Here is a 24,361-nt window from a genome sequence, read left to right on the forward strand (position 1 = left end):
CTTTTCATACTTTTGTAAGTCAACTAATTTTTAAGAGTATGAATAATAAATTACTTTTATCCCTATTTGCCCTTGTAGGTGTATCTGTCTGTCTTTCGGCAGCAGATGAAGCGCGTTTATTGCGCTTTCCGGCAACGAACGGGAACGAGATTGTTTTCTCGTATGCAGGCGATTTGTATAGAGTGCCTGTCACTGGAGGAGAGGCGCAGCGCCTGACTTCGCATGTGGGTTACGAAATGTTCCCTCGTTTTTCACCCGATGGCAAAACGATTGCTTTTACCGGTCAATATGATGGAAATACGGAAGTATATACCATCCCGGCAGCCGGTGGAGAACCACAACGCCTGACGTATACTGCGACGAATTCCCGTGATGACCTGGGCGATCGTATGGGACCTAACAATATCGTGATGACCTGGACACCGGATGGTAAACAGATCATTTATCGTAACCGTATCAGTGACGGTTTTTCCGGTAAGCTTTATTCTGTCAATCAAGAGGGTGGTATGCCCGAAATTATCCCTTTGCCCGAGGGGGGATTCTGTAGTTATTCTCCCGACGGCAAGCGACTGGCTTACAACCGTACCATGCGTGAATTCCGTACCTGGAAGTATTATAAAGGTGGTATGGCGGATGATGTCTGGATATACGATCCGGCAAAGAAATCAGTGGAGAATATAACGAATAATGTTGCTCAGGATATCTTCCCCATGTGGATCGGCGATGATATATTTTTCCTTTCCGACCGTGACCGCACCATGAATATCTTTGTTTATAATACGAAGACAAAACAGACGTCGAAGGTTACTAACTTTACCGAATATGATGTGAAGTTCCCGAGTGCTTCCGGCAATACCATTGTGTTTGAGAATGGCGGATATATCTATAAGATGGATGCTGCCACCCGTCAGCCCGAGAAAGTAAATATCAGTCTTGCTTCGGATAATATCTATGCCCGCAGCGCCATAAAGAATGGAGCTAAGTATCTGACAGCCGCCAGTGCATCTCCCGATGGAGAACGGGTAGTGGTGACTGCACGTGGAGAGGTCTTTAATCTGCCCTCGACCAAGGGTGTGACGAAAAATATAACCCGTACTCCGGGTGCCCACGAACGTGATGCACAATGGTCTCCTGATGGAAAATACATTGCTTATATCTCGGATGCTACCGGAGAGACTGAACTTTATCTTCAGGATGCAGTAGAAGGTAATCCGGTGCAGCTGACCAAGAATAATGATACGTATATCCGCTCTTTCGAATGGGGTCCGGACAGTAAGAAGATTGTTTATACCGACCGTCAGAATCGTATCAATCTGCTGGATGTAGCTTCACGACAGGTGACTATGCTATTGCAGGACCCGATGGGGGAACCGCAGGATGTGACTTTCTCGCCGGATAGCAAATGGCTGACTTATACCCGTGATGCAGACAATGAAATAACTGTTGTATATGTTTATGATATTGCCGGAAAGAAGGAATATCCGGTGACGGACAAGTGGTATAATTCTTCTTCACCGGTATTCAGTACGGATGGTAAGTATCTGATTTTCTCATCTGCCCGCGATTTCAACCCTACATACGGCTGGTTAGAATGGAACCACGTCTATAATAATATGCATGGAGTTTATCTTGCTTTGCTCTCGAAAGATACCCCGTCCCCTTTCATACAGAAAGATGCCGGAGTGAAGAACGACACTGAGAGTGAGGCGCCGAAGGCTGCTGAAAAGACTGCCGGAAAGAAAGACGCGAAACAGGAAACTGCCTCTGCGTCACTCGTCAAGTTTGATCCGGAAGGTATTACCGACCGTATCATCAAGCTTCCATTGTCGGCTTCTTATTATGCTAATTTCTATTCAAACGGAAAGAAAGTATATTACTGGGGCAATGGCGGAACGAAGTTTTTCGATCTTGAAGGTCAGAAAGAAGAAACGGTTGCAGATGGTGCTATGATGACGGTTACTCCGGGCAGTCAAAAGGCTTTGTTCTACAAGGACAGCAAGCTTTATGTAACCGCTATGCCGGAAGGGGCGGCTAATCTGAGTACGCCTGTCAATATGGATAATATGTCCATTACGATAGATTATCCCAAGGAATGGGCACAAATCTTCGATGAGGCCTGGCGTGCTTATCGTGATGGTTTTTATCTGGAGAATATGCATGGTGTGGATTGGAAAGCAATCAAACAGAAATATTCTGTCCTGTTGCCTTATGCAAAGACACGCCTTGATCTGAATTATATCATCGGAGAAATGATTGGTGAACTTAACTGCGGACACGCATACGTCAATCCGGGTGAAACGGATAAACCGGCACGTATCAAGACAGGTTTGCTGGGTGCTGAAGTATCGGCTGATAAGAGTGGTTTCTTCCGTTTGGATAAGATACTTCCCGGTGCTTCCTGGAGTAAGGAACTGCGCTCTCCGCTTACTGAACCGGGTATTGAGGCTAAGGCCGGGGAATACATTGTCGCCATTGACGGCATACCGACGAATACGGTGAAGAATATCTATGCTTTACTGGTAGGAAAGGCTGATGTGCCGACAGAAATCTCGCTGAATAGCAAACCGCAATTGGCAGGTGCAAGAAAGATTGTCATCAGTCCGCTGGAAAATGAATATCCTCTTTATCATTATAATTGGGTACAGGATAATCTGAAGAAGGTGGACAGAGCATCCAATGGACGTATTGGTTATATCTATATTCCTGATATGGGTCCGGAAGGTCTGAACGAGTTCTCCCGTTATTTCTATCCGCAGCTCGACAAGGAAGGTCTGATTATAGACGACCGTGCTAATGGTGGCGGTAATGTATCTCCTATGATTCTGGAACGCTTGTCTCGCGAACCTTACCGCTTGACGATGGGGCGTGGTACGAAGCGTGTCGGTACTATACCCGATGCCGTGCAAGTAGGGCCGAAGGTTTGTCTGATTAATAAATATTCTGCTTCCGACGGTGATCTATTCCCATGGGGCTTCCGTGCATTGGGGCTTGGTAAACTAATCGGTACCCGCACCTGGGGTGGTATTGTAGGTATCAGCGGACCATTGCCTTATATGGACGGTACGGATATCCGTGTTCCTTTCTTCACCAGTTATGATGCGAAAACAGGCCAGTGGATTATTGAAAATCATGGCGTCGATCCGGATATCTTGATTGATAACGATCCGGTGAAGGAATGGAATGGTGAAGATGAACAGCTCAATAAGGCTATCGAAGAAGTGATGAAGGAATTACAGGATCGTAAGCCATTGCCGCCTGTTCCGGCTCCAAGAGATTTCAGTAAGTAATCACATACTTTACTATACTGTTATAAATATGCCATTTTATGAGGAGAGCTTTGCTCTCTCCTTATAGAATGGCATATTCTGTTTATCTTTGTGGCTCAGATTTCGTAATTATAGAATTAAGAAGATGAAGGATACTCAGATTATTATGTTAGGTACAGGTAATGCAGTCGTTACCCGGTGCTATAATACTTGTTTCGCAATCCAGACAACTGAAAATGTGCTGCTCGTGGATGCCGGTGGAGGGAATGGAATATTGGTTCAGTTAGAGAAAGCCGGTATCGCCATTGAACGTATTCACGATATGTTTGTGACTCATGCTCATACGGATCATATATTAGGTGCAGTATGGGTAATTCGGATGGTGGCACAACGGATGCAAAGTGGGAAATATACAGGAGTCTTCCGAGTGTATGGGCATGATAAAGTGCTACAGGTTCTGGATTGGATCTGCCGGATGACGTTGCCTAAGAAAATAGTACAGTATTTAGGGAATGGCATTGAACTTTGTGAGGTTAAGGACGGAGAGATATTTAAAGCAGGGGAGTTAAAACTACAATCTTTTGATATAGGATCGACTAAAGAGAAACAATATGGTTTTCGTACCACATTGCCGAATGGTCAATCGCTGGTTTGTCTTGGAGATGAACCTTATAATGAGAAAAATCGTCCTTATGTAATAGGGGTTGATTGGTTGTTATGCGAAGCTTTCTGTTTGTATAAAGACCGTGATATATTCAAGCCTTATGAGAAGCACCATAGTACAGCACTAGATGCCGGAAAGCTAGCTGAAGAACTGAAAGTGAAGAATTTATTGTTATATCACACAGAAGATAAAACGTTGGATACCCGTAAGGTGTGTTACACTGAAGAAGCGGCTCAGGGATTCTCTGGTGTGGTATACGTACCGGATGATCTGGAAATAATCGACTTCTCAGAGTAGAAACAAACCTTATTAAAGCGTTATTGATTAACAACCTTTGTTCACTCCACACGGTAACTCCATTTACACGCTGCGGTAAAGGTCGTTACATATCGCGGTAAAGAGCGTTACAATAAGGGGTAAAGGACGTTACATCCTGGGGTAAATGCTTTTACATTATTGGGTAAATGAGATGTAAATGCTATCTGTTGATAATCAGCGATATATACTATTCTAAGTAACTTGGCTGATTTTATTTGAGCATAATTAACAAAATGCTATGCAGTCTTTTCCTCAATATCTCATTTCTATAACGTAGAAAAGTTATTTTAAATGTTTAATAGGAGGAACCACACTATGAAAATTTATTCTGTATTTAATAAAACACTTTTATTTGTTGGGGCCATAGTTTGTACTATAGGTTTGCAGTCTTGTTTGGATGATGATGATAACAATACCTATTATTTGAGGTATCCTAATGCTCTTGTAACAGTGAAGGGCGCTGCCGACGATGCATTCTTCTTGCAGTTGGATGATAAGACGACCTTATTGCCAACCAATGTAAAAGCTTCTCCTTTCGGCGACAAAGAGGTCAGAGCTTTGGTGAATTACAGTGAAGTGAATGAACCCAGTGGCGACTATACGAAAGCCGTGCATATAAACTGGATAGACAGTATCCTGACCAAGCCTATCGCACCGGATTTAGGGGAAGAAAATGATGAGGTATATGGCACAGACCCTGTAGAGATTGTGAATGATTGGGTAACTATCGCTGAAGATGGATATCTGACACTTCGCTTCAGGACTATATGGGGCGGTAGTAAAAAGCATTTCGTAAACTTGTTGTTGGGACAGAATCCGGAGAATCCTTATGAAGTAGAGTTCCGCCACAATGCGTATGGCGATACCTACGGAAGTGAAGGTGACGGCTTAGCAGCTTTTAAGTTGGACGAACTGCCTGATACGGAAGGTAAAACAGTTAAACTGAAATTGAAATGGAAGTCATTTAGTGGTGAAAAATCAGCTGAATTTGATTATTGTACACGGAAGTCCGTTACACCGAGTGAAGCGGCTATTACAGCAGTAAGAAGCACTTTAGATTTGAAATAGTTTTCATAAGACTGTGATTGATAGAAGGAAGGACGCCATGAGCTTTGGCGTCCTTCTTTTTTGGTAGTATTACAACAATTGACCTACCTGTTGAAGCCTGTTTCTAAGTTGTTTTATATCTACATTATGTACGTCAGGCGATTTGGATCTGCAGATTTGTCCGGCAGCTACACCTACAGCCTCCCCAGTCACCAGGCAAGGTGGCATTACACGCAGACTTCCATGTGCGTAATGATCGGTTGAAATACAACGGCCGGCTACAAAAACATTCTTTAATCCTATTGGAAGAAGGCTTCGGAAAGGAATTCCGTGCGATTCTCCTTTTCCGTATCTGGGATATGTTGTGGCATTGCTTTTATGTACATCAATATAATAGGCGTTACGACCAATGCCATCCTCAAATTCTTTGTGGGCCAACCAATCATCTAACGTGAAAGTATAATCACACTTGATGCGTCGACTTTCACGGATTCCCATTAATGAAGCAGTACTTGCCAGATAAGAGGAAGCAAACACCTTAGGTTCATATTCGGCGAGTCCTTCCTGAAATTGTCGGGCTACTTTCCGGCCGGCCATCATGGCTTTCGAAAGAGAGACTGGATCTGTACTGTCTACTGTTACATGTCCTGCGTTGAACATCAGATATCCTGGTCCGGCGTATTTATCGTTGATATGATTGTCTTTTATCAGATTATATTTACCTGAATCGAGCATCTTATGAATAGGTCCGTCTTTTCGGCTGGTATGCACAGAGCCAACTAGTGAAAATTCGTAAGGGTCGATGTTGGATAAGGAAAAACAAAGAGTGCCTTGCTGAACATTTCCTTCTTCATCGCCCATATCAAAACCTGCACCAGCCCATGTTGCCAAATCACCATCGCCTGTGCAGTCGATAAACAGTTTTGCTTTGTAAGCAGTGAGTCCGGCTTTGTTGGCTACAACAATTGCATCCACCACTCCTTCCTGTTTCATCTCTACCGCGGCCATGGTGGAGAAGAATAACACTGAAACTCCTTCGGAAGTGACCAGATCGTCGTATACTGTTTTCAGATATTCCGTATTGATGGGTACCCAATCGTTACCTTTGATATGTGGAACTCCTTTTTTTGCCTCAAGGAAAACCCTTTCGGCAATTCCTCTGTAAATTATCTTTTCTTTATCCGTAAAGGGGCACCAGGCATTTAACAATCCTGATGTTCCCATTCCTCCTAACATTCCTGTTGATTCTATCAATAAAACCTTAGCACCTTCTCGTGCCGCTGCCGTTGCAGCTGCGCAACCGGAGGGGCCACCTCCTACAACAATTACATCCCATTGGTCACCTGTTTTTATCATTCCTTTTTTTGAGGAAAGGCTATTGCCCTCCTCTGTGGATATTGTTGCTTGCATTATTCCCGGGATGGCTGCAGCTGCAGCTATCATTCCGGCCTTTTTCATAAAATCTCTTCTACTAGTCATATAAGCTATTTCTTTTTATGATACTGTGTTATCATTGTCTTTTTCAATTCGCACAAAATTATATTAATAAATTCATTTCATCTATACCATACCCGTATTATTTATTGGATTGTACAGATAGTTTGTTTTTCACTAAATCATATGGTTTTAAATCTAAATATTAACAATGATAAAATTACAAATAATTTATTATGTATGTTTAGCCTTCTCATAGAATGTGATTTGTTATTGGATATAATATCTTGTTTGAGTAAAAGTACGCTAAAAAGTATTCTTAGCGGTATATTATTTTATTTGATGTGAGGTGTGTCAAAATGTGAACTGCATCCCAAAAGTTAGACATAAAACTTCTTGGGTGCAGTTCAGTTTTGGTACAACCTCTAGTTATCAAGAAAAACAATCTAAAATATTTGTTAGAATGATATTTTTACAGCTGGAGCATAGTTATGCCTAACAGTTCCGACATCATCTAGACTAGCTATAGCTCCTATACGAAAATAATAACTTCTACCTGCTTTGAATAGATTTGTGTTTTTTTCTAAATTAATGGATAGTTCATATTGCTTAGATGGATCTATAATCTCATTGATATTATTTGTTTTATCATTGCTAGATTGTATGTCAAATTTAACAGCTTCTCCTACATGCATATCTGAAAATGCATATAAACGGATATTTTTTATGATAGTATTCTCACGTCCTCCTTCCAATGAGAAGGTTGCTACTATCTCATTTTGATTATGAGTAATTGTTGGAGATTTAATACGGATATAGGGCTCAACTTCAAAGTTATATTCATTATTTCCCGGTTTTATTTCAAAAGATTTGAATTCTAAAGGATAGAAATTGGCATTTCTCAAGTATAAATCATATTTATTGGAGAATACGAGATTATTGCGGAATTCTCCATTGTTTTTTATAACCCAGGTTTGTGCACTAGGATTTTCATAACCTAATTCATAAGCTTCTATTGTAGCCCCATTTTGCAAATCGGTTTCAACAAGCTCTCCTGTTTTAACATCTCTTATTGAACCATAAAAGCACGCGTTGGGTCCTGTAAAGTTGTCCTTTTCGCAAGAAGGTAATAATAGCAAGCAGAATAAAGACTGAATTAAAAATATTTTTTTTGTTTTCATATACTTATATTGTTAATATTGAGGATTTTGAATTAAATTATTGCTTGTCGTTCCTGGAATAGCTAAATAGTATGACCTTTCATTAAAACGACGTCCATTATCTATATTATCGTAATAGCTATTTGCACGTACAAATATATATTGAGGAGTTGTTTCGCGCAAATCAAGGATAGGGACTAGGGCTTTCCGCATGGCGGCCCCATTAAATATGATATGGGCATCCCGTCGACGAATTAAATCCCAGTAACGATGACCCTCAAAAGCAAGTTCTACTCTTCGTTCTTTCAGAACATTCTCCACTGTTAATGGAATTTCGTCCCTATGACCAGCTCTTTTACGAATATCATTCAAGCATTTTTTGGCTAGGATAATATCGCCTTGGCCAGATTCAGCTACGGCCTCTGCATAATTCAGGTATACTTCTGCCAGTCGCATGTCTATATAGTCTGTGGTGGAACTAAAGAGCTTACCCGTTACACTTTTATCTTCCTGTAGAAATTTTTTTAAAGAAAATCCTGTGATAGAATATTTCGCATCTTCCCAATTATTATAAATTCTGAATGAATAATCGGTCATGGCTTGTCCACCGAATGTATAATAAGTTTTTCCGTCTTTCCCGATCGCCTTGTTGTCTTGGTATATTAGCTGTGTACCATCGGGAGAGATTAAGCCCCCTTGCATGATAATTGTGACTCCTTTCCAAATACTCCCGGGAACAATACAACTGCCAAATAATCGTGCGTCTTTCCCTGCGAAAATGTCAGAAGGATTATTGTATTTGATATATGGTACGTTTATGTCGATTCCTTCACCAGGGTTGGCGATGTAGATGTCTTCTTTGCCGTCAATACGTGTACGAATGGGGGCACTTTTCCCTGTACCATCATCTGTGTAATCTTCGTATATATCGACTAGATTTAATGCAGGACTAAACTTACCGTATGCGGTGGTATATCCGGGATTTGTTTGTGCTGGGTTGAAGAATATATCGGTATTATGGCCTTGTAACATTGTCTGTGTCCCGTCGATATAACCTTTTGCAAAAATCACTTCATTTAAAACTTCTGGATCTGTAGGATTCTCAAATATGTGTTGATAGTTTACAGCTGCTTCTTCAGCGTTTTGAGGGATGGGCTTATAAAGTTGTTTACCAGAATTATCAATAATTTGTTTTGCTGCATCAGCAGCCTTTTGATAATAATTCTCAGCATCAGTTGGAGTAAAACCGCCTACTAATTTATCTTCTACGGCCTTGCCTGTAAGAGGTGCTTTATTCCAATATTTTGCCAATGAAGCTGCAAATAGAGCAACTCTAGACTTTAATGCATATGCAGCCCATATCGTTGCACGTTTTGTTCCTTCTATATTTTCTACTTTCTCAGGTAAATGAGCAGCAGCTTTATCGCATTCTTCTAGAATAAAATCCCATGTCGCTTTTTCTGTGCTGCGAGGAACATATAGTGCATCCCCCTCTTCCATCTGTTGAAGATGTGTTACAATAGGTACACCACCAAAACGTTTTGCTAATGCAAAGTAGGTATAAGCACGGATAAAATGTGCCTCACTAAGCAAACGGTTAGCTTCATTTTCGCTAATATCGACGGTAGGAACAGTTTCCATAAATTGATTAATTTGCCTGATAGCTCCATAATCCCAATATCCATATGATATTTCTACGCTATGAGAACCACCACTATTAGTACTTTCATCTGTAAAGAAGGAAGAACTATAGCCTAATTCTACCCATCCACCACTTTCTTGATGATAATTGAAACCTTTATTGGGATTGTAAGAAAAGTCTTCCATTGGCATCTTGTTGTATAAGGTGGCAAGGATAGTTTTTATTTCACTGATGTCAGAGAATACTTGCTCTGGCGAAACCCTATCAAGAGGTTTTATGTCTAAAAAATCACTACATGCAGTGCTCATAAGTGCAGCAAATAGGATGCATATCATTGATTTGCTTTTCATATCTTTAATTGTTTAAAAGTTAATACTAAGACCAAAGTTAAAGGAACGCATAAGAGGATAAGTTAAATCTGCTGTATAATCTCCTTCTTCCCTTTCGGGGTCTAAATCTTTGATACCTTTGCCACAAAAGGTAAACAGATTAAATCCGTTGGCATAAATCCGTAAACCTTCTAGACCTATAGCTTTTGTCCATTGTTTTGGAAAAGTATAGCCAATTTCTATACTTTTGATACGCAAATAGGAAGCATTGAGACGCCATAAATCAGTAATCATAGCATCTGTTGTTCCACTAGCATCAGTCTTCAATGCGGGATATTTGCCGCTAATCCATTGGGTATTGGGGTCATATGGATCGTCATTGATATTGGCGGTATGCCACCTATCCATGTACTGTTCCCATAATACTGGATAGCTTCCATATCCCCAAATATCATTTTTTTGAGTGAATACAGTGAACAGGGCAGAACCTTGCAATAAGACATTAAGATCGAAGCCCTTCCAAGCTACATCTAAGTTAAAACCATATTGTAGAGGTGGGTTGTTAGCAATTCCCGATTGTTGACCTGCCCAGAATGTTGGTAGTTGGTCTTTATCATTGATTATACCATCACCGTTGACATCGATAACTCTATAACTACCAGGTAAGCCTTTAGAATTGCCCACACTTCCTCCGATTAGTGGAGCTTCTTGATATTGTTGAATATTTGTGTATTGGCCATCATATATAAAGCCCCATTCTCTACCAGTGTAGCGGTTACTGCCTTGAGAGTCTTTCCATGCTTCCCATGAACTGCTATAGGGTGAGCGCTCTGTATGCAGTAGCTTTTTTCTCGAATATACGAGATTAGCACTTACCCCATATTTGAAATCTCTGATAGAATTTCTGTGTGAGATAACTAATTCGAATCCGCGTACTAAATCGCTATTTAGGTTCTCTTGTGGGAATGATGCTCCGAAAGTATTAGGTACAGACTGTATTTTGGTAGCTAATAATCCATTTCTGTTCTTTTGGAAGAAATCTACGGATGCTGATAATTTCCCATTCCACAAATCAATGTCTAATCCTATATTAGCCGTTTTGGTTTTAATCCAAGTTAGATTATTATTAATAACTCCTGGAAATAATACTCCATTTGTTAAAATACCATCATTAAAGACGTAGCCTCCGCTTATACCAGCAAGGGTATAGCCAGAATAATATTGAAACGGATTACCGGCATCAGCTCCCATCCAACCATACGAACCTCTTAACTTTAGATTAGAGATAAAAGGAAGATTTTCTTTTATAAAAGATTCTTCGGAAATTCTCCAACCTGCGGATAAAGAAGGGAAGAATGCCCAGCGCTTTCCGGGAGCGTATTTATATGAACCATCATATCTGAATGCAAATTCAAATAAATATTTATTCATGTAATCATAGTTAGCTCGACCAAGTAAAGATAGAAACGCTTCTTCTGTACGGTTGCCGCCGTTTGATAAATTGGTTAAACTACCTTGGTCCAGAACATCATTGGTGTATATATCATCATATTGTCTTTTACCAGAGATTGTTTTTTGTTCCATTTTCTTGGCTTCCCATACCATGGTTGCTCCAATTGTATGTTGTCCAAAACTATTGTTGTATAACAATTGAGCTTGGACATCTCTACGGGCAAATGTAGTTTTGCTATTTGAGTAGGTGGAAACTGCTGGGTCTACTACCTTAGCGTCAGTTTGATAGTCATAGAGATAATATCCTTTTTGCAGAATGGAATTATCGTTGATATTTCCATCATACGCACCTAATACTTTTGCTTTTAGGCCTTTCACCCAAGGTACTGTATAGGTGAGCTCCAAGGTTGTTTGATATTGTGTATTGTTCCACGACTGGTAACCGTCAACATCTTCCTGCATCATTGCTACAGGATTTTGATTGGTGTTGGGTAAGCTTGAATAGTGATCAGGATTCTTCAATGTTGTCGGTCCAATACCGCGTTCTGCCGTAATTATTGGTTTAAATAGCCAAAAGTAGCCAATACGGGGTGATTTATTACTATCATATTTCCCCGAGAATGTAAAGTCGGCTATTAAATTCTTTGTAAGCTCTGCTGTCATATTAACTCGCGCATTATATTTGCGATACGTTTGAATATTGCTTTTTAATAGCCCATTATCTTCCATGTACCCCAAACTCATGTAATACTTAACCTTATCGGAACCGCCGGTTGCAGAAATAGAATGTTGTTGTTGTGTGGTTATATTCTTTAGGGTCAAATCAAGCCAGTCATGGTCTTGATATCCTGGCTCTGTTCCTGCTTTCCATTTTGCTAGTTCTTCATCATTATAGGAAGGATTATTTCCGTTGTTTCTGTCCATCTCGTTTTTCATAAGGCGATAGGTGTAAGCATCAACTGATTGACGCATTGAAGTTGGGCTCTTGATGCCAAAGTAGCCGTTATATGAGAATTTTGTTTTTCCTTGACTACCCTTTTTTGTTGTAACAATAATAACGCCATTATCTGCATTCATACCATATATGGCTGCTGAAGCATCTTTCAGAACGGAAATGCTTTCAATATCATCCGGACTTAATCTTTCAAAATCTGATATACCATCTCTGGCTACTCCATCAATTACTACCAGTGGGGAACCAAATCCTCTGATACTTACCATGCTGTTGAAAGAGCCTGGCTCACCAGTCTGTTGGCGAATTTGAATACCAGGAATCTTACCTTGGATGCTACTGACTAAACTAGGAGCTTTGGTTGTTAAGATGTCATCAGATTTAATTTGTGCCACAGATCCAGTCAATGTTTCTTTCTTCTGTACACCATATCCAACTACTACAACTTCATCCAAAAGCTCAGTGTCTGATTCTAACTTTATAACTAGGTTTGTTTTAGCTGCAATGTGAATCTCTTTACTTTTGTATCCAACATAGGTTATCTTTAATCTGCCATTTGGATGAGCAGAGAGTTTAAATGTGCCATTTACATCAGTAATTGTTCCATTCGTAGTTCCTATTTCTACGATATTTACCCCAATAAGAGGTTCGCCGGTTTCGTCTGTGACCAAACCTTTAATAACACCTGTTTGTGCAAGCCCATTGAAGGGAATAAGGCAACAAATCAATGCAACCCAAAAACTTGCAAATAAAAAATGTTTCATGTTTAAATTAGATTTAATTAATAAAGAATGGTATGTTTCTATTTTAGACTTTGTCCTTGATTCTTTAATAGAGAGTCAAAGTATTTTGCTGCAAAACTTTTTGTACCATCAGGACGAATCAGCCAAAAGCCTCTCATTTCATCATTGGTACGTGTACCATTGGAAGAACGGAATGCTTCATCTTTGGGCTCATTACAATAAAGTTCCCACTGAATGAGGTATGGTATATTTAAGGCTAAACACACTGCAACATATGTGTCCCAGTTCTTGATAACGGGCTCTTCAGTGAGTAATTCTTCATAGCGTTGTTCCGGAATGCCAATTTCACCTAAGAATACTCTCTTTTCGCCTTTCATAATGTTACTTGGCGTGAAGTATTTTTTTATATATTCGATACCTTTATATAATAGTATGCCGTTATCTAGCCCTGTTGTATTTAAGGCATCATAGCATGACCAAGAAACCATATCTACATTTACGTTTGGTAATACCGAATTGATGATTCCTGGAATTCCGTTCATGCTGTCAATTACTTTGTTTGCTTCAATGGCATGGTATACTTTACATTTAGAATTTACATTCTCTTGCCTTGCGCGTTCTACCCCTCTTTGACGGGCTGTAAACCATTTGACCATATTTTGTACTCTTTGGGTGGAATCGGCGGGGACTAGAACCGTGTATCTATCTCCGTCTACAGCCTTAATAAGTTCACCGGCTTTGCGCGACCATCTAGCACTGTCTCCGGTTCCTCCTCTCATTATCCAATCTCCTTCCCAATTTTCTAATATGAATGTCATCTCTCTGTCTTTATATTCATCTAAAAGGTATTGGGTTAGCTCGTAGATTTCTTGTTCTTCTTTTTGGCTGCTTTCATTAGTGGTTTTCACTCCTGCTCCACCAATACTCAATACAATTGTAGAGAAGTTCATGTCAAAACATGTTTTATAGTAAGTGTTTTGTGCCAAATCTTTTAATGTACAATTGTCTGGAAGCTGCCATTCGGAATTGTATGAATATCCATCTATTTTAGTAATCTTTCCTTGCTTTTTCCCTTTGTTGAACCACAATTTGACAACACCATATCCCATTTGTTGTAATGTGCGGCATCCTTCGATAATATAGGGTTCTCCTGTAAAGTAGTATTTCCCGTCTACATGTGTAGCACCGATTCTTGTAGAAAAATTATCGGGTATTTGATACCCTTTACTTGGTTTATGCTGATCTATGATGGCTGCAATTTCCGCATCGCTTAATTCTTTTGTTTTATCACTAAGCGAATGGCAAGAACAGGCAAATATTGAGATTAAGAAATAATAATGAAATAATTTAATTCTTTTCATGATGATTTTGAGTTTAGTAAATTAATTGTGTTTTTTATTCTTGAGTTATACCTTCCCAAACATCAGTGCGGAAAGGAGCTGCCGGAAGCCCTACACTATTGTATAAGTTTACATTGGGATTATCTGACCATGCATAACGTACAGCAATTGGGGCGTCTACTTCATCTGAATATACGATTACATCTTTTCCTTGGACTTCAGCTTTTGCCCAATGATATTTTTTGTCATTTCCTGCAATAGTGAAGCCTTGGAGTTCTTTTCCTCTTACCACTAACCCTTGGGCAACATTTAAATAGCTTATTCGTATTTTATTTCCTTCTATATTCATAGAGTGAAATGTTGGTCCCATAGCTATGATATCTTTTCTACCATAAGCTAATTTCTGGGCTTGCAGGTATAATCTGTGAGATACATCTTGCTTGTTTTGTGGGTGGATATAATGCTCTTCACCTATATCGATAGTAACAGCTAATCCCGTAGCGGGATATAAAAGCGCTTTTGCTTGTACTTCTCGCATCTCAGCCCAACCGGACTCCATAGGTTGTGGCTGTTTTTTCATGAAATTGGGCAATTGTACAATAAGGAACGGAAGATTCCCTTGCCGGAATCCGACTCTCCAATCTGTAAACAACATTGGTAATAGCTGACGATATCTTTTAGCTTGTCCTGCATTATTTTCTCCTTGATACCATAAGAAACCGCGTATCGTGTATGGCATTATAGGATAAACCATAGCATTATATAACACTGTATTTGTGTTATAGTAATTCTGCCAACCGGGGGCTCTGCGTTCCAATTCCGCATTATATCTCCATTCATTATCTAAAGGTACAATTAATGTACTATCTTTAGTGCATATGCTAAGAGGTTGTTCTTCCGTACCTAAATGAGCACTTCCCCAATATATGGTTGCTTTAAAAGAAAGTACATTTTTCTTTTTTAGCCATTTTGCAGGAAGTTCTATGCCCTGTGTTTTGCTTTTTTTTATTTTTTTTCCATTAAGCCATATCTCCAATGCTTTGATATCTATATCTCCGGTGAGAAATAATGATGTTTTTGTTTTTGGCATTTCAAAAGTTGTGCGTAGCCAGGCTACTCCCCAAAAATTAGTAAGATTCATTTTATCGGTTCTGATAGGAGCGGATGTTGTGGCCCAATCTCTATCATTATAAGATGTTTTGTAGACTTTGGCTTTGATGCCGGCATTTGCCTCAGCTACAATAACTTCTCTCATTCTATCATTTTCTAAACTTTCTTCCACCTTTTTTCTCCATTTTAGAGTGTCTGTGTCTAGATTATTAACCCATTCAGTATAGGCCTTATGTGTCTTTAATGTTTCTGCATTCATCCATGCCTCTATATTTGTCGCCCCCCAAGAAGATGAGATAATTCCTACAGGTACTTTTTGGTCCTGTGATATTTCTTTTGCGAAAAAATAGGCGACTGCAGAAAATGATTTGGCTGTTTCAGGTTTGCAGATATCCCAATCTTTTCGTTCCCACTTTGCTGTTGGTATTATATTTGTTTCATGTGGTGTGTTGAAGAAACGTATCAGTGGATAATTTGCTTCGGCTATCTCTTTAAGGGTATTGGGACCCACACCATCTTGTAGCATCCATGCCATATTGGATTGTCCGGATGCAAACCATACTTCTCCTATATAGATGTCTTGTAATTCAATGCATTCGTCTGCTGAAGTGACTGATAGTACATAAGGTCCTCCTGCAGGTTTTGATGGGATATAGAGCATCCATTTCCCATTAGCATCTGTTTGACAATCGAAAATTTCTTGTTGGAATTTTACCATAACTTTGGAGCCTGCATCAGCCTTTCCCCATATTGCAATTGGTTTCTCTCGTTGTAATACCATGTGATTCGAGAAAATAGAAGGAAGTTGCAGAGCCCCTGCATAAATTTGCCCACCATAGAATAATAATAACTGGACAATGATAATGATATTGATTTTCTTCATACTATGATATTTATTTTGTTTAATCTAGGTAATGAAATATATAAGTAAAAGACTCTTTTTTTATAATGCAAAAATAGCGTATTAGTATATGTGCTTTGAATATTTTATGGCTTAATGATGATACTATTTTGCTATTTCCTTTTGGAAGCTCGAAAAAATAGTATAATATTGTAGTGAGAAACTTTTATTGCTGAAATACAATGAAACAAATAATCAGGGAGATTACTCCCATTAATAATGATGATTTTTTTGTCTTATTAAATCATCCGTGTGCTAAATTTGATTTTCCCACGCATTACCATTATGAATATGAGCTAAATATGGTCTTTAATTTTCATGGAAAGAGGATTGTTGGGGATTCGGTAGAGAATATTTGTAGTTCTGATTTGGTACTAATTGGGCCAAATACTTTCCATTCATGGAGTGGTGCTCCTGATTTTAGGACTCATTGTATTACTATTCAGTTCAGTCCGGAGCTTTTTACTAATTGCTTCTTGCATAAGAATCTATTTCGACCTATAAAAGAAATGCTAGATTTATCCAGTAAGGGTATTTCTTTTCCGCCGGAGAAAAATGAGAAAATCGTAGTTTTATTGCTAGAGTTAACGAAAAAGAAAGGCTTTGATACAGTGGTTGATTTTTTGAATCTTTTATATCAATTAGCTATTTCAACAAATAAACAGGTGTTATGCAGCCCAAATTTTACTCAGGATTATTATGAGTTGAAAAGTAGAAGAATAAAGATTGTATATCAATATTTGCAAAAGAACTATGGCAACAAGATAGCTGTAGCTGATGTAGCGAAACTTATTAATATGACAGAGTCTGGCTTTTGTCATTTTTTTAAAAAGAGAACTCAAAAAAGTTTTGTCGATTTTCTGAACGATTTGCGTATAGGAGAGGCGGCTCGAATGTTACTTGAAACAACACATACCATTTCAGAAATATCTTATAATTGTGGTTTTTGTAATATGTCTAATTTCAATCGCATTTTTAAGAAGAAGAAGGGATGTACTCCAACGCAGTTCCGGGATGAGAATACTCATACGGTAACAATCTATTGAATTTGATCGAATGTGTTGTTGAGGAAGTTGTTTCATCTAAATAATACAATACGATAAAGGAATAAAAAATTATTCCTTTATCGTATTGTATTATTTAGATGAAACCTGCATGAGCAAAGGATATGGAATTTTATTAAAATGTTGTAGATATATCCTGCTGTGGAATATTATACCCTTCTGCTGTTAACTTTAGATTCTGTTGTTTGTATGTTATGGGTAATTCAAATTTAACGCTTCTGACTTCTCCCGGTAATAAAGAAAAATATCCATCTTCGAAGTAGACTGGTAAAATAGCATCTTCTGTTTTTGCATTACGAATGTTTAACTTTATAGCTAAAGCAATTTTATCTGTTGTATTACAGATTGTTATACTTCCCTTGAGCTCTTCTTTTTCTCTGTGTACTGTAAGCTTTTGTCCAGTTAATGTTGTTTGGGGAATATTATTTAATGAAGTATAATCATGCGGTTTTTTATCAGATATCCAATAAAAATTTTGAGATATGATTCTATTTTTGTCTCTTAATTGTAATCGGACAAAGTAGCATTCATTTGGGATATTTTGAATTGGTAGTTTTATTGCTGTGCTAACTTGATTAGGAGATATGTCTAAATGTGAAGTTTCCTCGTATAGGACTTTTCCCTGCAAAGATATAATTTGTCCGATAGCTTGTAATTCTGACAAAGATTGAAGACTGGTATTTACGATTTCTATTTCTCGAGTAATCATATTATATTGAATATGTACAGGTTCACAAGCCTTTTTGGCACCATAATAGGCACCCGGAGTTTCATAATCCCAAGAATAAGTCTGCCAGACCATACTTGGCCAAGCAGGATGACTCATCCAGAGTAATACTCCTGATGTCGTATTAAAAAGTTTGCTGTTCCAACTCTCAAAAATGGCCCTATAACTTTCATAATTGACTAATTGTGCTTTTCTGCAGAATTCATCTACTCCTGAGGATATCCCGAATTGGTTATTAATCCCCTCTTCATAACTTTGTATAAAAGCATTATTTCCCCATTGGCCCTTTAGCCAATCATGATAATACCATACATCTCCTATAGGCCATAAATCTTCTTCCGACATCATTTTACGTAAAGATTCTGCCGTAGGCAATGATGGACTACCAACTTCACTTGCAAACCCTTGAGCTATAGTATAATAGTCTGTTGGCTGTATGTAATTCCACGGACCGCTTGGTCTTGTGTTGAGCGTACGTGAATTTCCTAAATAATGTCTGGTACCATCAGCTTCTGCTATAATTTTCGATATCCCATTTTCAATATATGCAGGAGGGAAGCCTTCATTCTGAGGGCACCAGATAGCTATTGAAGGGTGATTACGGAAACGTGTCACGATATAATTTACATTATCTAAGAATAAGTCATAATCGGCTGGCAAGAGGTTATGGTTTTCAGTTGAAAGTCCAAAGTCGTTGAATACTAAAATTCCGTATTCGTCGCATAAATCATAAAAAACTTTTTCAGTACTTTCTGCTGTCCAATTCCGTATCATGTTAAAGCCTTGTTCCTTGTGAAATCTGATGTAAGGTTCCAGTCTTTCACGAGAAGAACGTTTCATGGCGTCATCTATTCCCCAGTTTCCGCCTTTACAAAAGATACGCTTTCCATTAACTCTTATTATGATGTACGGGTTGGACTGATCCTCTACTAATTCTTCTATACCTGCCTCTACATTTTCTTTGATGGAAGGTATCCAACAGTTGGGAGAAAGTTCAACTTTTTGCAAATTGTCGAAAATCACCTTATGGTTTGCATAGGCATCCAGTGGATTGAATAGAATTCTTTTCGTCTTTCCTAGTTGCTGTATAGTCAATTCGTAACTTAGCTCGCGAATACCGAATCTTACAGTTTGTAAGTCGGATAAGGTTTTATCTTGCATAAGGGAGAGATGCATTGTATATAATTCAGGATTTCCATAGCCATTTGGCCACCATAAACGTGGATTTTTAATATTTAATTGGGGAAACTCATCGGGAATGAAAGATATTTTTTTGTGTTCTAAGGGTTTTAATTCTATTTCTTTTGATAATTCGCTTTTATCTATTTGAATTTTTATATCGGCAGTTTTTGTCTCTGAAGTGTGGTTGATAGCTTCTACGTTTATAGTTACTTTTGCAGAGTTCGTTTCCGGTAATGGTAGATTAGTCAGAATTTGAACGTTCTGTATAGAAATATCTTTTCTGAATATTAATTGAACATCTTGCCAGATACCTATATTTCTGTCACGAATGCCAGGCATCCAATCCCAACCTTCTGAACAGATAAAGGTAGGACCATCTAAACATAAAACTCCACCATTTCCTCCATGACTAACACTGTTTTGTTCTTGTGGGATTCCCGGATTATTAGGTGGAAAAATACGGACGGCAAGTACGTTTTGAGTGTCTTTATGAAGATAATGAGTGATCTCAAACTCATTAGATGCAAATGCACCTGCCATTTTTCCGACAAATTGGTAATTTAACCAAATTTCTGCTTTGTAATTTATCCCATTGAAACGTAAAAATGTTCTTTTATCTTCTTGATTGCTAGGTATATTAAAGGCTATGCGGTACCACCAGTCTGTTCTGCATAAATCTTCAGGAATTATTAAGTTGTTTAATCCCCAATATGGATCTGGGTAAACACCTTGATTGACTAAAGTTGTCAAAACTGTTCCTGGCACAGTTGCATTATACCAGGCAGACGTGTCATAGTTAGGATCAAAGATTGATTTCGAGGATGCTATTACCTGTTTTGAATCAGCCATTTCCCATCCTTTAGATAACTGGTAAGTATTTTGGGAAACCTTTTCCATTTTTACGGCTTCCTGTTTTTTAGGCACTCTGGTGACCTTGTGATGTCCTGCTTTTGATTTGGGAAGTTCATCTTCCTTTTGAGGATAATGTTCACCGAAAAAATAGGATTTCTGTCCAACCATATTTCCTGTATTGATAATAAGTATTAATAGTAATAGTAGGTTTCTCTTTTTCATAATAAATATATATTAGTTTAATGTATCTATCTATTTTAATGCATTAAATGTGAGAGCAGCTTTCGTAAACTCTTTTTCTGTAGGCATTCTCTGTTTTTTCTGTATATACTGATGCAGCCATTCTCTGCTTTCACTGTAAAATTTGTAATGAGTTTCATATAAAGGTGTTTTTTGATTGTTTTTATCTATTAGCCAGAAACCTCGGTTAGAGCCGTCTGTATTTAACTCATTATTGTACATTTCCCAAAAAAGGATGTAAGTACATCCCCATTTTAGAGCCGTTTTTATTACCCATTTAGCTCGTTCATTAATTTGTTCCCGTGAGTATTCCGATTCATTCCAACCATATTCACCAATGAACAATCGTTTACCTTGAATTTCTTTCTTTGGAGGAATTTTTGATTCTATATAATTTAGATGAGCGGTTAATACAGAGTCCATTTCTTCTTCTGTGGCAGGAGGGTTGGTTGCTGTATATGATGAGAATGAAACATAATCTATATTGGTGTGTGGAAGAACACTATTGATAGCACAACTTTTACCTGCTATAGCCAGATCTGAAAGATTTACTTCTAAATAATGATATACTTCAACATTATTGTGTGGAGTGTTTTTTTTAGCATCATCTATCGCTCTTTGACGCATATTGATCCATTTAATCATTTTCTGTATGGTTTGAGGGTCTATATCTTTTGTACGGTCATAGTCTTGGCGTAAGTGCCAATCACCTTCCCAATTTCCTAAGTAAAAGATCTTTCCGGTTCCTGTAAATTCCTTAAGAAGATAAGTAGTTAGACCGTAGATTTCTTTGTAGGATGAAAATTCTGCATATTTGTTGTTCTTATGGTTTGGAAGCACTGTTGGCTCTTGTAGAAATTCATATGCCCATAGTTGGTAGTATTTAAAGTCCATTCGTAAAACTTGATTAACTGACTTTTCTTTTGCTAGGTCAGTTAGAGATTGAATGTTATTTTGGTAGGGAATATCATAATTTTCGTCAAAGTATTGGGGGCCCAAACTTATTTTTAAGATATTGGAACCCATATTCCGAATTGCTTTGGCAGTTTCTACAAGATTGGTTTCTTGAGTAAATTTATATTGGGCTCCTATAGTTTGAGTTCCTATTATGAAGTTGAATTCATTCATTTCTTGTTCAAAATTGTTTTTCTGACAAGAATATGATGTGAAAAGTATCACATACATGTAACTAACTAGAAATAGTTTGTTTCTCATATCCCATTTATATTAATTATAAGAAAATTAGATATTCGATTGTACAACAAATAAGAAGAATAATGCAGAGTATTCTGAAGTTTTTGTACCAAACAACTTCTTTTAACTCTTTGCTTTCGTTTATCCATATCTTCTTATTCCATGTAGTTGCCAGCACCTTATCTTGTGGAGGAGCTGGAGTAAAGAAACTAATTATGATGGTAGTCAGCATGCTTGCTAACATTAATATTGGTACGCATATGAGGTAGTGTAAGGGAATGTGTACTTCTATTATATACTTTAAAATCATGATACTTATTGCAACCACCAATCCGAACATTAGTCCTCCTAGAGCTCCTATTGCATTTGCTCTTTTCCAAAATACTCCTAAAATGAAAGTACCTACTATAGGAGGGGCTATATAGGAAACCATTTCTTGATAATAGCCCACTAAAGAATCGAACCTTTGTATGTATGGAGCCCATATAATGGCAATAATAAGAGCTATAAAAGATGAAATTTGTCCAATATGAACTAATTTTTTTGGATTAGGAGTTTTAACGTAATGAGAATAAAAATCCATAGTAAACAGAGTTGATACTGAACTTAGAGTTGCACTGAGTGTAGAAATCAGAGCAGAAATCATTGCTGCGAGAATTAATCCAATAAGTCCACTTGGTAATAATTTAGTTATTAAACGTGGATATACTTCATCTGTATTAATTTTATATACTTCCTTCAATATTCCTCCATTGATAATCTCATTAGGAAGGGTATCACCGATATCGAATATGTCAATGCCGCGCGCTATGAGTCCTGGTATAATAAAAATAAATAGTGTGAACATGTATAGCAAACCAACTAATAGAACACCTTTACGCCCTTCGTCGACTGATTTTGCAGAGAGAATCCGTTGTACCATTACTTGATTATTGCCCCAAAAATAGAAACTTAAAATAGTGATACCAAAGAAAAGACCAGGCCAAGGTACTGTAGGATCATCTATAGGGCGGATTAATTTGAGCCATACTCCATCCTGAAAATGACTTATCAGGTTTTCCCAGCCTCCAATACTTTCGAAACAAAAATAAGACAGTATAATTGAGCCTATTAATAAGATAATAGATTGTATTACGTCCGCATTGAGTATGGAAGAGAGCCCACCCACAATACTATAGCTACCTGCAATCAAGCCTATGCCGATAATAATCCAAAATATATCTATCTCAGGAAATATCATTTTTAAGATTAGTGCTCCGGTATATAAAGCTGCTGCGGCATCCAAAAAGATATTTCCTATTATAGTGATAAATGAAAAGTAAAGCTGCGAACGCGAATCGAATCTTTTTCCTAAAAACTCAGGAATAGTGAAGATGCCGTTTTGTATGTAGAAAGGGAGGAAAAAAATGGCGAAAAATACCATGACAAATACAGCCATAAGATTGTAGTTGAACACTGCAATCCCACTGATAAATCCCTCTCCGGAATGTCCTATTAGGGTAGAACTGGAAATACTGGCAGCAAATAAAGACAAGCCAATTATAGGCCAGGTTGCTTTCTTTCCAGCAAGAAAATATGAGGTAGAGTCTGCTGTCTTTCGATGTGATAAGGCCCACCAGATAATGAAAACATAGAAAATAATTATTATGATAATATCTAAAGATGAAATAGAACTTGTCATTGGAATTGATTTGAAGTTAATGATTTTTATTTGCTGTTGTCTTTGATATAAGCCAATAATTCATTTATATTGCAAGTTGCTAAGCAGCACCATTGATCTGAAGCTCCGTAATATACATAGAGAGTTTGTTCTATTACAACTGCTCCTGTGGGGAATACAACTCCCCATTTATATAATCCTCCTTTCTCATATTTTGTTTCTGGTTCCATAATGAATTTTTTTGTTCGATATAATACTTTTGTTGGATTCTCTAAGTCGAGGATGCATGCTCCTATTCGGTATGTATATTGGTTATCTACTCCATGATAAAGTAATAACCAACCTTCCGTAGTTCTGATAGGAGGAGTATTGCCACCTACTTTTATTTCCCAATCCATTTCTCCTTTTAACAGTAAGTGACTAGGGACATTCCAATTCATTAAATCATTAGATGATTTGATCCATATTGAAGGATAGCTTGTCCCATACTTTTCCCCAACATATTCTTTGGGTCTGTGTAGCATATAAAACTTCCCATTTATTCGTTCTGGGAATATTATTACATCTCGGTCATCTAATGAAGGGCAGGTTAGTCTACCAACTTTTTTGAAGTTTAGCAGATCTCGGGATATTGCCAGTGCCGTATTGCCAACATTTTCTCGTAAACATTTGGGTGCATATTCATCATGTTCGGGCGATACCACTTTGTCATAGTCATATTTCCAGTATTGCCCGGGAGGATAGGGACGGAATGCGTAAGTCATATAATACTCATGCCCCAACTTGACAATTCGTGGATCTTCTACGGAACCTGCGTCAAAACCATTAGGATCAGGACTCAATATGGGGGTATGCGAAACTCTGGTAAAATGGAAACCATCTATACTTTTGGCAAGGCCGATGTATATGCAATGCTTCTCATCATTACCTGCTGCTCTATAGAAAAGGTAAAAGTTTCCGTCTTCATACCATACAGCAGGGTTGCACACGGATAAACTTTCCCAAGGAGTCTCTGGATTAGGAGATAATATAGGGTTTCCACTATATTTTTTTAATAACATAATATTGATATTTGATTGAACGG

Annotated in this window: 14 protein-coding genes; 4 read left to right on the plus strand and 10 right to left on the minus strand. The window is 38.0% G+C overall.

What is annotated here, in order from left to right:
- Window positions 1–38: 38 nt before the first annotated feature.
- From DW036_RS02510 to DW036_RS02520, 3 genes are all read left to right on the plus strand, one after another.
- Window positions 39–3,287 carry a S41 family peptidase gene (locus DW036_RS02510; protein ID WP_118461042.1) on the plus strand — a complete coding sequence of 1,083 codons (3,249 nt, stop codon included), beginning with the start codon at window positions 39–41 and terminating at the stop codon, window positions 3,285–3,287.
- Between the two features lie 124 nt (window positions 3,288–3,411).
- Complete coding sequence (locus tag DW036_RS02515) at window positions 3,412–4,227, plus strand: MBL fold metallo-hydrolase (RefSeq protein WP_118461044.1); 816 nt, start codon at window positions 3,412–3,414, stop codon at window positions 4,225–4,227.
- A gap of 336 nt (window positions 4,228–4,563) precedes the next feature.
- The gene (locus DW036_RS02520) at window positions 4,564–5,316 is read left to right on the plus strand and encodes a NigD-like protein (RefSeq protein WP_118461046.1); all 753 of its coding nucleotides are present in this window, start codon (window positions 4,564–4,566) and stop codon (window positions 5,314–5,316) included.
- Window positions 5,317–5,385: 69 nt separating this feature from the next.
- Here DW036_RS02520 and DW036_RS02525 read toward each other — a convergent pair whose 3' ends face one another.
- From DW036_RS02525 to DW036_RS02550, 6 genes are all read right to left on the minus strand, one after another.
- Window positions 5,386–6,774 (minus strand): FAD-dependent oxidoreductase, encoded by a 1,389-nt coding sequence (locus tag DW036_RS02525; RefSeq protein ID WP_118461048.1) that lies wholly within the window; start codon window positions 6,772–6,774, stop codon window positions 5,386–5,388.
- A gap of 413 nt (window positions 6,775–7,187) precedes the next feature.
- Window positions 7,188–7,910: a DUF3823 domain-containing protein gene (locus DW036_RS02530; RefSeq protein ID WP_118461050.1), complete on the minus strand. Its 723-nt coding sequence runs from the start codon at window positions 7,908–7,910 to the stop codon at window positions 7,188–7,190.
- A 12-nt stretch (window positions 7,911–7,922) separates the two neighbouring features.
- Entirely contained in the window at window positions 7,923–9,881 is a 1,959-nt protein-coding gene (locus tag DW036_RS02535; protein ID WP_118461051.1) for a RagB/SusD family nutrient uptake outer membrane protein, read from the minus strand.
- Window positions 9,882–9,893: 12 nt separating this feature from the next.
- Complete coding sequence (locus DW036_RS02540; RefSeq protein ID WP_118461053.1) at window positions 9,894–13,028, minus strand: TonB-dependent receptor; 3,135 nt, start codon at window positions 13,026–13,028, stop codon at window positions 9,894–9,896.
- Window positions 13,029–13,066: 38 nt separating this feature from the next.
- Window positions 13,067–14,368 carry a hypothetical protein gene (locus DW036_RS02545; RefSeq protein WP_118461055.1) on the minus strand — a complete coding sequence of 434 codons (1,302 nt, stop codon included), beginning with the start codon at window positions 14,366–14,368 and terminating at the stop codon, window positions 13,067–13,069.
- A 34-nt stretch (window positions 14,369–14,402) separates the two neighbouring features.
- Window positions 14,403–16,340, minus strand: a complete 1,938-nt coding sequence (locus tag DW036_RS02550; protein ID WP_118461056.1) for a sialate O-acetylesterase — start codon at window positions 16,338–16,340, stop codon at window positions 14,403–14,405.
- 200 nt (window positions 16,341–16,540) lie between these two features.
- Here DW036_RS02550 and DW036_RS02555 point away from each other — a divergent pair, with 200 nt between their 5' ends.
- Window positions 16,541–17,404: an AraC family transcriptional regulator gene (locus DW036_RS02555; protein WP_118461058.1), complete on the plus strand. Its 864-nt coding sequence runs from the start codon at window positions 16,541–16,543 to the stop codon at window positions 17,402–17,404.
- 133 nt (window positions 17,405–17,537) lie between these two features.
- On the opposite strand, the gene DW036_RS02560 is transcribed toward DW036_RS02555, so the two are convergent.
- Genes DW036_RS02560 through DW036_RS02575 form a run of 4 tightly spaced genes read right to left on the minus strand, consistent with a single transcriptional unit; the run spans window position 17,538 to window position 24,338 of the window.
- Window positions 17,538–20,405, minus strand: a complete 2,868-nt coding sequence (locus DW036_RS02560; protein WP_118461060.1) for a sugar-binding domain-containing protein — start codon at window positions 20,403–20,405, stop codon at window positions 17,538–17,540.
- Window positions 20,406–20,435: 30 nt separating this feature from the next.
- On the minus strand, window positions 20,436–21,638 hold the full coding sequence (locus DW036_RS02565) for a hypothetical protein (RefSeq protein WP_147401427.1): 1,203 nt from the start codon (window positions 21,636–21,638) through the stop codon (window positions 20,436–20,438).
- Window positions 21,639–21,654: 16 nt separating this feature from the next.
- Window positions 21,655–23,298: a sodium/solute symporter gene (locus DW036_RS02570; protein WP_118461064.1), complete on the minus strand. Its 1,644-nt coding sequence runs from the start codon at window positions 23,296–23,298 to the stop codon at window positions 21,655–21,657.
- Between the two features lie 26 nt (window positions 23,299–23,324).
- Window positions 23,325–24,338: a glycosidase gene (locus DW036_RS02575; protein WP_118461066.1), complete on the minus strand. Its 1,014-nt coding sequence runs from the start codon at window positions 24,336–24,338 to the stop codon at window positions 23,325–23,327.
- Between the last annotated feature and the right edge of the window lie 23 nt (window positions 24,339–24,361).

Origin of the sequence: Bacteroides sp. AF39-11AC, from assembly GCF_003474285.1 — a bacterium.
GTDB lineage: Bacteria > Bacteroidota > Bacteroidia > Bacteroidales > Bacteroidaceae > Bacteroides.

Bases quoted from the DNA above. Each gene is read 5' to 3' on its own strand.
- DW036_RS02575 (WP_118461066.1), bottom strand. From the start codon at position 24,338: ATGTTATTAAAAAAATATAGTGGAAACCCTATATTATCTCCTAATCCA.
- DW036_RS02565 (WP_147401427.1), bottom strand. From the start codon at position 21,638: ATGAGAAACAAACTATTTCTAGTTAGTTACATGTATGTGATACTTTTC.
- DW036_RS02535 (WP_118461051.1), bottom strand. From the start codon at position 9,881: ATGAAAAGCAAATCAATGATATGCATCCTATTTGCTGCACTTATGAGC.
- DW036_RS02545 (WP_118461055.1), bottom strand. From the start codon at position 14,368: ATGAAAAGAATTAAATTATTTCATTATTATTTCTTAATCTCAATATTT.
- DW036_RS02550 (WP_118461056.1), bottom strand. From the start codon at position 16,340: ATGAAGAAAATCAATATCATTATCATTGTCCAGTTATTATTATTCTAT.
- DW036_RS02530 (WP_118461050.1), bottom strand. From the start codon at position 7,910: ATGAAAACAAAAAAAATATTTTTAATTCAGTCTTTATTCTGCTTGCTA.
- DW036_RS02515 (WP_118461044.1), top strand. From the start codon at position 3,412: ATGAAGGATACTCAGATTATTATGTTAGGTACAGGTAATGCAGTCGTT.
- DW036_RS02560 (WP_118461060.1), bottom strand. From the start codon at position 20,405: ATGAAAAAGAGAAACCTACTATTACTATTAATACTTATTATCAATACA.
- DW036_RS02555 (WP_118461058.1), top strand. From the start codon at position 16,541: ATGAAACAAATAATCAGGGAGATTACTCCCATTAATAATGATGATTTT.
- DW036_RS02520 (WP_118461046.1), top strand. From the start codon at position 4,564: ATGAAAATTTATTCTGTATTTAATAAAACACTTTTATTTGTTGGGGCC.
- DW036_RS02570 (WP_118461064.1), bottom strand. From the start codon at position 23,298: ATGACAAGTTCTATTTCATCTTTAGATATTATCATAATAATTATTTTC.
- DW036_RS02540 (WP_118461053.1), bottom strand. From the start codon at position 13,028: ATGAAACATTTTTTATTTGCAAGTTTTTGGGTTGCATTGATTTGTTGC.
- DW036_RS02525 (WP_118461048.1), bottom strand. From the start codon at position 6,774: ATGACTAGTAGAAGAGATTTTATGAAAAAGGCCGGAATGATAGCTGCA.
- DW036_RS02510 (WP_118461042.1), top strand. From the start codon at position 39: ATGAATAATAAATTACTTTTATCCCTATTTGCCCTTGTAGGTGTATCT.